The organism is Pseudomonas sp. UC 17F4, assembly GCF_900101695.1.
Taxonomy (GTDB): Bacteria; Pseudomonadota; Gammaproteobacteria; order Pseudomonadales; family Pseudomonadaceae; genus Aquipseudomonas.
Genome location: NZ_FNKV01000001.1, coordinates 522788 through 536106, shown reverse-complemented (window position 1 = coordinate 536106; position 13319 = coordinate 522788). Strand labels below are relative to the sequence as shown.

General features: G+C 62.6%; 8 protein-coding genes and 1 tRNA gene. 5 read left to right on the top strand and 4 right to left on the bottom strand.

Annotated features, from left to right (window positions below):
* Window positions 1-24: 24 nt before the first annotated feature.
* Entirely contained in the window at window positions 25-1881 is a 1857-nt protein-coding gene (locus BLR26_RS02395; protein ID WP_093377423.1) for a DUF3857 domain-containing transglutaminase family protein, read from the bottom strand.
* Window positions 1882-2060: 179 nt separating this feature from the next.
* Here BLR26_RS02395 and BLR26_RS02390 point away from each other — a divergent pair, with 179 nt between their 5' ends.
* The gene (locus tag BLR26_RS02390) at window positions 2061-4034 is read left to right on the top strand and encodes a TonB-dependent receptor family protein (protein WP_045201746.1); all 1974 of its coding nucleotides are present in this window, start codon (window positions 2061-2063) and stop codon (window positions 4032-4034) included.
* Window positions 4035-4186: 152 nt separating this feature from the next.
* Here the strand turns inward: BLR26_RS02390 and BLR26_RS02385 are convergent.
* A tRNA-Arg gene (locus BLR26_RS02385) sits at window positions 4187-4263 on the bottom strand.
* A 261-nt stretch (window positions 4264-4524) separates the two neighbouring features.
* Here BLR26_RS02385 and gabD point away from each other — a divergent pair.
* The 3 genes from gabD to BLR26_RS02370 all read left to right on the top strand — a co-directional run bounded on the left by gabD (window position 4525) and on the right by BLR26_RS02370 (window position 8782).
* Window positions 4525-5967 carry an NADP-dependent succinate-semialdehyde dehydrogenase gene (gene gabD, locus BLR26_RS02380; RefSeq protein ID WP_045201748.1) on the top strand — a complete coding sequence of 481 codons (1443 nt, stop codon included), beginning with the start codon at window positions 4525-4527 and terminating at the stop codon, window positions 5965-5967.
* A 184-nt stretch (window positions 5968-6151) separates the two neighbouring features.
* Window positions 6152-7432 carry a 4-aminobutyrate--2-oxoglutarate transaminase gene (gabT, locus tag BLR26_RS02375; protein WP_038997739.1) on the top strand — a complete coding sequence of 427 codons (1281 nt, stop codon included), beginning with the start codon at window positions 6152-6154 and terminating at the stop codon, window positions 7430-7432.
* Between the two features lie 141 nt (window positions 7433-7573).
* Window positions 7574-8782: a response regulator gene (locus BLR26_RS02370; protein WP_045201750.1), complete on the top strand. Its 1209-nt coding sequence runs from the start codon at window positions 7574-7576 to the stop codon at window positions 8780-8782.
* A gap of 51 nt (window positions 8783-8833) precedes the next feature.
* On the opposite strand, the gene BLR26_RS02365 is transcribed toward BLR26_RS02370, so the two are convergent.
* Window positions 8834-9823 (bottom strand): GGDEF domain-containing protein, encoded by a 990-nt coding sequence (locus BLR26_RS02365; protein ID WP_045201752.1) that lies wholly within the window; start codon window positions 9821-9823, stop codon window positions 8834-8836.
* 135 nt (window positions 9824-9958) lie between these two features.
* A complete protein-coding gene (desA, locus tag BLR26_RS02360) occupies window positions 9959-11143 on the bottom strand; it encodes a delta-9 fatty acid desaturase DesA (protein WP_093377419.1) in 1185 nt (394 codons plus the stop codon).
* 150 nt (window positions 11144-11293) lie between these two features.
* Between desA and dibA the strand changes: the two genes are divergently transcribed.
* Window positions 11294-13189, top strand: coding sequence for a phosphodiesterase DibA (gene dibA, locus BLR26_RS02355; RefSeq protein ID WP_093377414.1), 1896 nt, complete (start codon window positions 11294-11296; stop codon window positions 13187-13189).
* Window positions 13190-13319 lie beyond the last annotated feature (130 nt).

Here is a 13319-nt window from a genome sequence, read left to right as displayed (position 1 = left end):
AGGGATTCGGCAGGGCGCAGTACCTCAGCTCTTCTGCACGATCACCTGACTGTTCAGGTCATTGAGCATGGCGTCCAGGGTTGGCTTCATCTTCTCGAAGTCTTTCACGCTGCACACCGCTTTCGGGTTGTGGAAGTCCAGGCGGCGTTTGATCACCAGGCTGTTGCCTTGCAGGGCATAGTCGGCGCTGTAGTCGAAGTGTTTGTCCTTGAGGCTCACAGGCTTGGGCGCGGCGATGATCTTGACGTCGGCCGGGAACTCGAAGCGCGCTTGTTCTTCGGTGATGCCGGAGATGCAGGTGAAGTCCTGGGTGCGCTGCTTTTCAGCGATAAAGCCGAAGATATTCTGGGCGATGCCGCCAGCCAGGCTGGTCAGGGTCGGCACGCCGATCGGGCCGGGCAGGTTGACCAGGTTTTCGCTGCGGCCGTTGATGTGCATCTCGAAGGCGCCGCTGGTTTCCAGGTCGTCGCTGCTGATCTTGCCGCTGCCGCGCTGGCCGTAGGCGGCGAGGATGCGCTGGGTCAGCAGGTCGCGCTCGGCCGGCTGCATGTTGCGCATCATCCAGCGGTTCATTTCGGCGGCCCAGCCGTCGATTTTCGAAGCGTGACTGAAGTCGGCGGCGCCGCTGCTGGCCACGGTGTAGGTGGTGCTGTTGTGCACCAGGCCTGTTTGGGTGGCCGGAGTGTGGCCGAGCTTGCCGGAGCGGGTCAGCACGGTGGGTTTGTCCAGCACCGGAGCGGGCAGGTAGCCGCTGGCAATGGCTTCGGCGGTGGAGTCCAGGTACAGGTCCAGGCTCGGGATGTAGGTGACCACATGGTTGATCACGCCCAGGGTCGGCACCTTGGGCAGGGCGTAGGCATTGCCGAGGTTGATCAGCGCCGGGGTGCTGTCGATATTGACTGCGGCCAGCAGCGCTTCGAGCAGGGCCACGTGGTCCTTGCAGTCGCCATAACGGTTGCTCAGCACGGTATCGGCGGCATGCGGCACCACGCCGCCAGCACCGATGTAAACCGCCACGTAGCGAATGTTGCGGCGCACCCAGTCACCCAGGGCCAGGGCCTTGTCGCGCGGGTCGTCGATCTTGGCCGTGAGCTTTTCCGCCAGTTCGCGGATGGCGGGCGTCACTTCGCTGTTGGCGCGCGCCGCGTAGGCTTTGGCGAACTCGCTGTAGTCAGCGAAGGTGGAAACCGCCAGGTACTTGCCGTAGTCCGAGTAGGCTACTGCGCCCAGTTCTGTACGGGCGTTGTCACCCTGCACATAATCCCACTGGTAGACCTTGCGCCCAGGCTCGGCCTTCGGGCTGGACGCCTTGAAGCCCTTGGCCTCGGCATTGAGCTTGAGGTTCTTCGGCAGGTCGTAGATCAGGGTGAACTGCTGGGTCGGGTGGAACTGCGGCATCGCCAGGTCTTCGAACTGGCCAGGGAACAGCGGGGTCTTGCGCTGTTTCTTGAAGCTCAGCACCAGGCGATCGCCGACGGCGACTTCGGGGAAGATCACTACCTTGACCAGGCTGTCATGGAACATCGGCGCCTGGGACGATTGCTGCTCCTGTTGCTCCTTGATCTGCTCGGGGCTGACCTGCACTTTGCGGCCATCGGGCTTCTGGGTGTAGGCCTGGGTCACCTCGAGGGTTTCCAGGGTGCGGTTGTAGTACAACGACTGCTGGGCCTTGGCCTGGATCGCGCGTTCTTCATTGATCAGCAGGACCAGGTCCTGGGTGGCGGCGTAGCTGCCGTCTTCGGCCACCACGGTGCGTAGAATGTCCTTTTCGATGGTGACGGAGGGGTCGGTACCGTCGTCCTTGGCCTGTGCGATGTTCAAGGCGAACAGGCAGCACAACATCCCGACCCACCGGGCCGGGGTCACAGCGAACCGCTTCATAAAGATCCTTCTTGCTGGTGTATTCCAGGGGTCTGACTCGTTAAATGCGAATCAGTTAGTAGCATTTTGCCTTATAACTGGCTGTTGCTGCTGCGCCAATTTTTTCAGCGCAGGTTTTCCTGCGTTTTCTGTCCCTATCGATTCAAGGATTCAGCATGTTTACCAGGCGGCACTCCGTCATGACCCTCCTGTTGCTCGGCGCCGGTAGCGCCTGTGCCGACAGCGTCGAACTGGCGCCGCTGGAAGTGACCTCGACCCGGGTCAATTCCGCCTGGTTGCAGACCCCGGCTTCGGTAAGCGCCGTGGACATCGCCGAGAAGCCCGGCGAGCAACTGCTGACCCTCGATGGCCTGCTTTCGGCCGTGCCCGGCACCGTGTCGCAGAGCCGCTACAACATGGCCCAGGGCATGCGCCTGTCGATTCGTGGCTTTGGTGCGCGTTCGAGCTTCGGCATGCGCGGCATTCGCGTGATGGTCGACGGCGTACCGCTGACCATGCCCGATGGCCAGACCGAAATGGACGGCGTTGACCTGGGCCTGGTGGAGCGCATCGAAGTGATCCGCGGCTCGGCCTCGACGCTTTATGGCAACGGTGCAGGCGGGGTATTGGCAATCCAGACCCGAGAGCCGTCGCTGACACCGCAATCGTCCATCGATGTCAGTGGTGGCGAGTATGGCTACCAACGCCTGCGTGCGGAAACCAGCGGCACCTCCGGCAACCTTGGCGGCCTGCTGGCGCTCAATGTCACCAACCTCGACGGCTATCGCCAGCACTCCAGCTCCGAGGCGCGCAACCTCACCGGCAAGCTGCGCTGGCAGGGCGATGCAGGGCAACTGGGGGTAACGTTCCAGGCGCTCGACAACCGTTCCGAAGACCCTGGCGCCCTGACCCTCGCCGAAGTGCACGCCAAACGTGACCAGGCCCGCGCCCAGAGCCTGTTGTACAACTCCGACGAAGACATCACCCAGCAGCGTCTGGCGCTGAACTGGACCGGCGATCTTGGCGAGGCCGACAGTTATCAAGTGCGCAGTTGGCTGGGGCGGCGCGAGTTTGGCAATCGCCTGCCTTACGCCAATGGCGGGCAGACCTCCTACACCCGGCTGTTCGCCGGGGTAGGCGGGCAGTACACCCATAAGGCCAGCTGGTTCGGCCTGGATCAACACGTCACCGCCGGTGTCGATCTTGAACAGCAGCGCGATGAGCGTGAACGCCACAACAACCAGATCGGCGGTGGCACCGGGGCGCTGACCCTGCGTCAGCAAGAGAAGGCCGGCAGCGTTGGCCTGTACCTGCAAGACAGCATCGACCTCAGCGAGCGCTGGCAACTGACCCTGGGCGGGCGCTACGACAGCATGCGCCTGGCGGTGGACGACCGCTTCGAGCGTGACGGCGACGACTCCGGCTCGCGCACGCTGGATGACTGGAACTACAGCGCCGGCCTCAGCTATCGCCTGAGCGAGCATTACCTGGTCTATGCCCGCGTCGCCACCTCGTTCGAAACGCCCACGGTCAACGAACTGGCCAACCCGGCAGGTGGCGGCTTCAACCCGGGCCTGCAACCGGCCAAGGCGCTCAACCGTGAGCTGGGAATCAAAGGCGAATGGAGCGACGTGCGCGCCGAGGCGGTGCTTTACAGCATCGCGCTTGAGGATGAGCTGGTGCCTTACGTCGACGGCGGCCAGACCTTCTACCGCAACGCCGGCAAGTCGCGCCGCGACGGCGTTGAGCTGAGCGCCGACTACCAGGTGCTGGAGCACTGGCGGCTGTCCATGGCCTACAGCTTCAACAACTACCGCTACACCGACTTCAACGGCTTTGACGACAACCGCCTGCCGGGCATCCCGCGTCAGACGTTGTTTAGCGAAGTGGCTTACGAGCGTGATGGCTTTTATGCGCGCGTTAACATGAATGCCTACGGCCCGCAGTACGCCGACAACGCCAACAGCGCGCGGGTGGCCGGGGTCGCTTTGCTCAACTTGCGCCTTGGCAAGCAGTTTGATCTTGGCGGCCAGACCCTGGAGCCGTACCTGGGTGTGGATAACCTCAGTGACCGCCAGTACTACGACAACCTGCGCATCAACGATGGCGCCGGGCGCTACTACGAACCGGGGCCTGGGCGCACGCTGTACGCCGGTGCGCGCCTGAGTTTCTAACCCGGTAGGGGCGGCGGTGCGGCGACCCGACTTGCCCCGCGATTGCGGTCTGCCTGCCGTATCGGATCGCGGGGCAAGCCCGCTCCCACACAGGGAGTAACTGGGCCGGAAAACAAAAAAGGCCCAGGTATTCACCTGAGCCTTGATCGATATGGCGCACTCGGCGGGATTCGAACCCACGACCCCTGCCTTCGGAGGGCAGTACTCTATCCAGCTGAGCTACGAGTGCAACGCGGGCGCCATGATACCCATCTAGGCTGGCGGCGTCCATCGTCGAAATGGCTGTGGTCGATTTCGCACACTCCACGGGCCAAAAGTGACGTTGATCCGAAAAAATTCGCCGCACAGCGCTTTTTGTTCTTTTTTTCGAACACCCTATTGTCCTTTCTCGTCGTTGATCCTAGGATTCGTTTGAGATTTCAAACGCTCTCCTTTTTCTACAATCAATAATTCGCTCCGTGCCTGCACGGTGCAGTTAAGGAAGCCCGACATGCAGCTTAAAGACGCCCAGTTGTTCCGCCAGCAAGCCTTCATCAATGGAGAGTGGCTGGACGCGGACAACGGCCAGACGATCAAGGTCAACAACCCGGCAACGGGCGAGATCATCGGCACTGTGCCGAAGATGGGCGCCGCTGAAACCCGCCGTGCCATCGAGGCCGCCGACAAGGCGCTGCCGGCCTGGCGTGCGCTGACCGCCAAAGAACGTGCTGGCAAGCTGCGTCGCTGGTTCGAGCTGATGATCGAGCACCAGGATGACCTGGCCCGCCTGATGACCACCGAGCAGGGCAAGCCACTGGCCGAAGCCAAGGGCGAAATCGCCTATGCCGCTTCCTTTATCGAGTGGTTCGCCGAAGAAGCCAAGCGCGTGTACGGCGACACCATCCCGGGCCACCAGCCAGACAAGCGCCTGATCGTGATCAAGCAGCCGATCGGCGTGACCGCAGCCATCACCCCGTGGAACTTCCCGGCGGCGATGATCACCCGTAAAGCCGGCCCGGCCCTGGCCGCTGGCTGCACCATGGTGCTCAAGCCTGCTTCGCAAACCCCGTACTCGGCCCTGGCCCTGGTTGAGCTGGCCACCCGTGCCGGTATCCCGGCTGGCGTGCTCAGCGTAGTCACCGGCAGCGCCGGCGACATCGGCAGCGAGCTGACCGGCAACCCGATCGTGCGCAAGCTGTCGTTCACCGGCTCCACCGAGATCGGTCGCCAACTGATGGCCGAATGCGCCAAAGACATCAAGAAGGTTTCCCTGGAACTGGGCGGCAACGCGCCGTTCATCGTGTTCGACGACGCTGACCTGGACAAGGCCGTCGACGGCGCGATCATCTCCAAGTACCGCAACAACGGCCAGACCTGCGTCTGCGCCAACCGTATCTACGTTCAGGACGGCGTCTACGATGCCTTCGCCGAGAAGCTCAAGGCCGCAGTGGCCAAGCTGAAAATCGGCAACGGCCTGGAAGACGGCACCACTACCGGCCCGCTGATCGACGGCAAGGCCGTGGCCAAGGTCCAGGAACACATCGAAGACGCAGTCGCCAAGGGCGCCAAGGTGCTCAGCGGCGGCAAGCTGATCGAAGGCAACTTCTTCGAGCCGACCATTCTGGTCGACGTACCTAAGAACGCCGCCGTGGCCAAGGAAGAAACCTTCGGCCCGCTGGCGCCGCTGTTCCGTTTCAAGGACGAGGCCGAAGTCATCGCCATGTCCAACGACACCGAGTTCGGCCTGGCCTCGTACTTCTATGCCCGTGACATGAGCCGCGTGTTCCGTGTCGCCGAAGCCCTGGAATACGGCATGGTCGGTATCAACACCGGTCTGATCTCCAACGAAGTCGCGCCGTTCGGTGGTATCAAGGCTTCGGGCCTGGGCCGCGAAGGCTCCAAGTACGGCATCGAGGACTACCTGGAAATCAAATACCTGTGCATCAGCGTCTGATCGCAGCGTAAGGCTTTACCTCTGCCAGCGGGGCGCGAGAGCGACGTCTCGCTGGCCTTTTTTACACCGTACATCCAGTGGCCTGGGCCCCTGCAGCAGTCGATCAACGCATGCTGCCTGCAGTTGAATACCGGCCACTCCGACTTGAATCGCGCCACCTTGTGTGTGGCGAATTGAGGACATTATGAGCAAGACCAACGAATCTTTGATGCAACGTCGTGTCGCCGCTGTTCCACGCGGTGTTGGCCAGATCCACCCGATCTTCGCCGAGTCGGCAAAAAACGCCACCGTCACTGACGTCGAAGGCCGCGAGTTCATCGACTTCGCCGGCGGTATCGCGGTACTGAACACCGGTCACGTGCACCCGAAGATCATCGCTGCCGTTGAAGCCCAACTGCACAAGCTGACCCACACCTGCTTCCAGGTACTGGCCTACGAGCCTTACGTCGAGCTGTGCGAAAAGATCAACGCCAAGGTGCCAGGCGACTTCGCCAAGAAAACCCTGCTGGTTACCACCGGTTCCGAAGCCGTTGAGAACGCCATCAAGATCGCCCGTGCCGCCACTGGCCGTGCTGGCGTAATCGCCTTCACCGGCGCCTACCACGGTCGCACCATGATGACCCTGGGCCTGACCGGTAAAGTCGTGCCTTACTCGGCCGGCATGGGCCTGATGCCAGGCGGCATCTTCCGCGCCATCTACCCGAACGAACTGCACGGCGTGAGCATCGACGACTCGATCGCATCCATCGAACGCATCTTCAAGAACGACGCCGAAGCCCGTGACATCGCCGCAATCATCCTCGAGCCAGTTCAGGGCGAAGGTGGTTTCTACGTTGCGCCGAAAGAGTTCATGAAGCGCCTGCGTGCCCTGTGCGACCAGCACGGCATCCTCCTGATCGCCGACGAAGTTCAGACCGGCGCTGGCCGTACCGGTACCTTCTTCGCCATGGAACAGATGGGCGTTGCTCCAGACCTGACCACCTTCGCCAAGTCCATCGCTGGCGGCTTCCCGCTGGCCGGTGTGTGCGGCAAGGCCGAGTACATGGACGCCATCGCTCCAGGCGGCCTGGGCGGCACCTACGCTGGTAGCCCGATCGCTTGCGCCGCGGCCCTGGCCGTGATGGAAGTGTTCGAAGAAGAAAAACTGCTGGACCGCAGCAAGGCCGTTGGCGAGCGCCTGGTCGCCGGCCTGCGCAAGATCCAGGACAAGCACCCGATCATCGGTGACGTGCGTGCCCTGGGTTCGATGATCGCTATTGAAGTGTTCGACAAAGCCGGTTCCCACACCCCTAACGCTGCCGCTGTAGCCTCGGTTGTGGCCAAGGCGCGTGACAAGGGTCTGATCCTGCTGTCGTGCGGCACTTACGGCAACGTCCTGCGTATCCTGGTTCCGCTGACCTCGCCTGATGAGCAACTGGACCAAGGTCTGGCAATCATCGAAGAGTGCTTCGCAGAACTTGCGTAAACTGTGACGCATTAGAAGAAAAACCCGCTTCGGCGGGTTTTTTTTCGCCCAAAGGAAGGCCAGGCGGCTAAGGTTGCCTGTAAGGAGACACCTTGGAAGGTGCACAGGATTGCGTGTAGCGGAATATCGGGAGAGTTGTGTATGAGCGTTGTAGAGCCCGCCCAGGCACCTTGCGTGCTGATTGCCGAAGGCGACCCCTGGGTCCGGGACATGCTGAGCCAGATGCTGCTGAGCGTGCGCTGCGATGCGCGTTTGCAGGTGTGTGCCGATGGCTCGCAGGCGCTGGCAGCGCTGGCCAGCAAGCCGGACCTGATCATCGCCGCGCGCGAGCTGCCCGGCGGCGACGGCCTCGACTTGCTGCGCAACGTACGGGCCAAAGGTCGCCAGCCGGCACTGCCGTTCATTCTCATGAGCAACCGCAGCGATGCCGCCAGTGTCCGCGAGGTGCTGCCGTTCGCACCCACCGCTTACCTGAGCAAGCCGTTGAACATGGATTCGCTGCGTCAGCGCCTGGAAGACCTGCTGCTCAGCGCCGGCGAGGAGGTTGCCTGTCCGGTGCCGCCGTTGCAGCCGGGCTCGACCTTGCCGCGTTTTCTCGAAGGGCGTCGCGCCAATTCCGATGGCGGACCGCTGTTTGCCGACGTGAAACTGGCGATCAAGCGCAGCCTGCAACCCCAGGGCCTGGACCTCAAGGTGCTGGAGGCCGAGATCCGCAATGACCCGCAGGTTACCGCCGTGCTCATTGCCGCCGCCAACAGCGCCGCATTGCATCGCGATGGCGCGGTGCAGAGCCTGATGCAGGCGCTGAACAAGCTGGGCACCACCCAGAGCATGAACTTGATACTGGGGCTTGCGCTCAAGCGCAGCGCCAAACTCAGTGATCCGATCCTGTCGCGTCATGCCGAGCATTTCTGGGAGTTGTCACTGCACACTGCCGAATACGCGCGAACCCTGGCCCGCATGCTCGAGCTCGATCAGGAGCGCTGCTATTGCGCCGGCTTGCTGCATTGCCTGGGCGATCTGGCGCTGTTGCGTTGTTTGCAGGAATGGCAGCAGGCCGGCGGTGAGCTGGATGAAGACTCGGTGGAGCTGTCGCTCAACGAGTTTGGCGCGGCGTTCGGCTCGGCGCTGCGCACCCGCTGGCGCTTGCCGCTGGAGCTGCGTGAGCTGATTGCAGCGATCTACCAGTTGGGCGGCGGCGTGTATTCACGCGATGCGCTGGTGATGAACCTGGCCGGGCAACTGGCGCGCCTGCCGGCGGATCAGGGGCTCGAAGGCCTGGCTGAAAGCAAGACGGCGCGCTTGCTCAAGGTGGGGATGGCGGAGCTGGGCAGGTTGCGCAAGGTTTGAGACTCTGGGGCCGCTGTGCGGCCCAATCGCTGGCAAGGCCAGCGATGCTTTTCAGCCTCTTACAATCTGATTCTTGCCCTGGCGCTTGGCCTGGTACATGGCCGCATCCGCCCGGGCGAACAGGCTGTCCAGCGACTCATCTTCTTCAGTAATCCCGGTCAGCCCCTGGCTCACCGTCACTCCAAATACCTTGTCGTCATGGCTGAAGCTCAAGCGCTGGATCTCGCGCTGCAGGCGTTCGGCAATCTGCTGGGCGATCTCTGGGGTGCAACCCGGAAACACTGCGGCGAATTCTTCACCGCCAATGCGCCCGAACTGATCACCACGGCGCAACACCGCCTTGCCGGTGTCGGCGATGCGCTGCAGCACATAGTCGCCTTCCTGATGGCCGTAGGTGTCGTTGATCTGCTTGAAGTCATCGATGTCGAGCAGCAGGAACGCCAACGGCGTCTGCTCCAGTCGCGCGGTTTCGAAAGCGTGCTGGGCGCACTCGAAAAAGTGCCGGCGGTTGCTGCTCTGGGTCAGGACGTCGGTGGTGGCCAGGCGCTGCAGCTCGCCTTCGAGCTGCTTCTTTTCGGTGATGTCCTCGGCCATGCCAACGATGATCACCCGCTGGCTGGGGTCGGCTTGCTGGTTGATGAAGCATTTGTCGCTGATCCAGCGCACCTGGCCGTCGGCGGCGATGATGCGGTATTCGCGGTCTTCCACTGCGCCTTTGACCAGCACTTCGGCCAGGCTGCGTTCGGCGTAGTCGAGGTCGTCGGGGTAGATGCTGTCGCGCCATTCATTGAAGTCGGCCAGCAGCAGGCCGGCCGGGCGGCCAAAAATGCGTTCGTAGGCGGGGCTGACGTAAAGCACCTGGCGGCTTTCCCAGTCGAAGGCCCAGAGCACGGCGTTAACGCTGTCGAGCAACGAGCTGAACAGCTGTTCGCGCTCGCTCAGGCGCGCGACTTCGCCTTGGGCGTGCATCAGGGCCAGCAGGGTCTGGGCGGCTTCAGGTGGCGGATTGCAGGCCAGGGTTGTTGGTTTGTTCTTGACCATTTGCGCGGAAATTCTCACGACGGGGGCGTGCGGCCACGACCCGGCCCGCCACGCGGGCGATATGCCTGTCAGAGTGAGATTAGGCGGCTAAGTTCCGGTCGGCGCGCCGCGGGACGGGCGCGCCGATCAACGGCATCAGACCAGGGCAGGGCGCAGCGAGTAGGTCTTGAGCTGGGCGGCGAAGTCGCGCAGCGACTGGATACCGCTGGCTTCGGCCTCGTGCACCCAGTCTTTCATGGCCGCGAGCATGTCGTGGCCGTTGGCGCTGGTACGTACCCAGATTTGCTGCAGGGCCAGGCGTTTTTCGTAGATGGTCTTGAGTGCCTGGCTGTGCTCGAGCATGGTCTGGATGCGCAGGTGATGACGGTCTTCCAGCAGGCTGGTCTCCCGCGACAGCAAGCGCTTGGCACGGCGGAACTGGTGGCGCACCGAGTCGTCGACGCGGGCCAGCTCCTGCTTGACCAGCGGCGCGATCACCAGCTTGCGGTACTGGGCCATGATCTGGAAGCGGTTGTTGAGGATCGCCATGGCGGTGTCCATGTCCAGCTGGCCCTTGCCTTCGACCCGGTGGGCGATGGGCGCGACGCGTTGCACCTTGGCCAGGCGCAGCCAGCAGAACAGCTTGATCCAGGCCCAGCCCATGTCGAACTCCCAACGCTTGACCGAGAGCTTGGCCGAGTTGGGGTAGGTGTGGTGGTTGTTGTGCAGTTCTTCACCACCAATGATGATGCCCCAGGGCACCAGGTTGGTGGCGGCGTCGCGGCATTCGAAGTTGCGATAGCCGACCGCATGGCCCAGGCCGTTGACCACGCCGGCAGCCCAGAACGGAATCCACATCATCTGCACCGCCCAGATGGTGATGCCGGCGGTGCCGAACAGCAGCAGGTCGATCAACGCCATGAGGGCGATGCCACCGAGCTTGTAGCGGCTGTAGAGGTTGCGTTCGATCCAGTCTTCCGGGCAGTTCTTGCCGTAGATACGCAAGGTTTCCGGGTTCTGTGCCTCTTCGCGGTACAGCTCGGCGCCCTTGCGCAGGACCGTGGACAGGCCTTTGATCACTGGGCTGTGCGGGTCATCGACGGTTTCGCATTTGGCGTGGTGCTTGCGGTGGATGGCAGTCCACTCGCGGGTGTTCTGCGCCGTGGTCAGCCACAGCCAGAAACGGAAAAAGTGCTTGAGCCCGGCATTGAGTTCCAGCGAGCGGTGGGCAGAGTAACGGTGCAGGTAAACGGTGACACTGACGATGGTCACATGCGTCATTACCAGGGTAACTGCCAGCAATTGCCACACTGACAAGTTGAGCAAACCTTCGTACCACATAGGCTAAATGGCCCTCAAAAACATAGGGAACAGCGGGAAACATTATCCCTGCGCCAGCAAATAAAACCAGTCGGCCTTTTAGATAGGAGGTCACCGGATGTTTCTACCCTATAATCCCCCACAAATTTTTGTGGGTTTGCCCGGGACCTTATGTCTGCTTCCATTCGAGACGCCATGCGCATGGCGGCGCTCTACCTCGTGCTGTCGGTACTGTGGCTGGCTCTGTCTGATCAATTATTGAACAGTCTTTTCGATGCTCCCGAGCAAATCGCCCGCTGGCAGCTGATCAGCGCGCACTTCTGGGTGCTGTGCAGCGCCTTGCTGATTTTTGTCTCGCGCGCCCGTTTGCTCAACTTCATTGGCGTCGGCGTGCGCTTGCGCCGCGAGGACCGCGAGCGCCTGCGCATGGCGGCGGCGGTGTTCGACAGCACCCTTGAAGGGGTATTGGTCACCGACCGCGATGGCCTGATCGTGCACGTCAACCGGGCGTTCATGCAGATCACCGGCTACGACAAGGACGAAGTGCTCGGCCAGCGCCCGAGCAAGTTCAAGTCCGGCCGCCACGGTGCAGCGTTCTACCAGCAGATCTACGCCACCCTGGCCGAAAAGGGTGAGTGGAGCGGCGAGATCTGGAACCGGCGCAAAAGCGGCGAGGTGTATCCGCAATGGCAGACCATCTGCGCCATCAGCGATGACAGCGGCGAGTTGAGCCATTACGTTGCGGTATTCAGCGACATCAGCGCGATCAAGCATTCCGAGCGCGAGCTGGCCTATCTTGCCCATCACGATCCGCTCACCGACCTGCCCAACCGCCTGCTGTTCAACGACCGCACCCAGCAGGCCCTGGCCGCAGCGCAGAGCAACAAGCGCGGTTGCGCCTTGCTGCTGCTCGACCTCGATCATTTCCAGAGCATCAACGACAGCCTCGGTCACAACATCGGCGACCAGTTGCTCAAGGTGGTCGGCGAGCGCTTGAAGGCGCTGCTGGGCAACGGCGTGACCCTGGCGCGCCTGGGCGGTGACGAGTTCGCCGTGCTGGCCGAGAACTGCCCGCAGGTCGGCCAGGCCGCGGCCTTGGCCCAGAGCATCATCGACGGCATGAGGGCGCCGTTCGAAGTCGACCGCCAGCGCCTGTTCATCAGCGTCAGCATCGGCATCAGCCTGTTCCCCAGCGACGCCCTGAGCGCCGAGCAATTGCTGCGCAATGCCGACTCGGCGCTGTTCAAGGCCAAGACCTGCGGGCGCGCCGGTTATGCGCTGTACACCGAGGAGCTGACCGCCCATGCCCAGCAGCGGGTCGAAACCGCTGGTGAGCTGCGCCGCGCCCTGGAGCAGGAAGAGCTGCGGGTCTATTACCAGCCGGTGCACGACCTGTTCAGCAGCAAGATGATTGGCGTCGAGGCCCTGGTGCGCTGGCAGCATCCGCAGCGCGGGCTGGTGCCGCCCGGGGAGTTTATCCCGATTGCCGAACGCACCGGGCTGATTGCCGATATCGACACCTGGGTGCTGCGCCAGGCCTGCCTGCAGATGGTTAAGTGGCAGGCCGAGGGGCGGGCGCTGGAGTTTGTCGCGGTGAATATATCCAGCCGTCTGTTTGGCCATCGCGACCTCTATCAGCAGGTCGCGCAGGTGCTGCACGACACTGCGCTGGACCCCGCCCTGTTGGAGCTGGAAGTGACCGAAAGCGCGGTGATGGAAGACCCCGAGGTGGCGCTCGAGCAACTGCATCGCTTGCGTGAACTGGGCTTGCGCCTGGCCATCGATGACTTTGGCACCGGTTATTCGTCGCTGCTGCGGCTCAAGCGCCTGCCGGTGCAGAAGCTCAAGATCGACCAGGGCTTTGTCGCCGGCTTGCCTTGTGATGAAGACGATGTGGCGATCGTCCGGGTGATCATTGCTCTGGCTCGGAGCATGGGCATGCTGGTGCATGCCGAGGGTATCGAGCAGGCCGAGCAGGCGCGCTTTCTGCTGGAGCAGCAATGCCAGCTGGGCCAGGGCTACTGGTTTGGCCGGCCGGTGCCGGCGCAGCAATTGCGCTGGGCTTGAGGGCCCTATCGCGGGGCAAGCCCGCTCCTACAAGTGCAGGTGCGGCGGGGCGGCGATCCGACTTGTCCCGCGAAACTCTATTTCAGTTATATAAAAATTCTTAAATAGTATTTTTAAGAATATTCGCGCC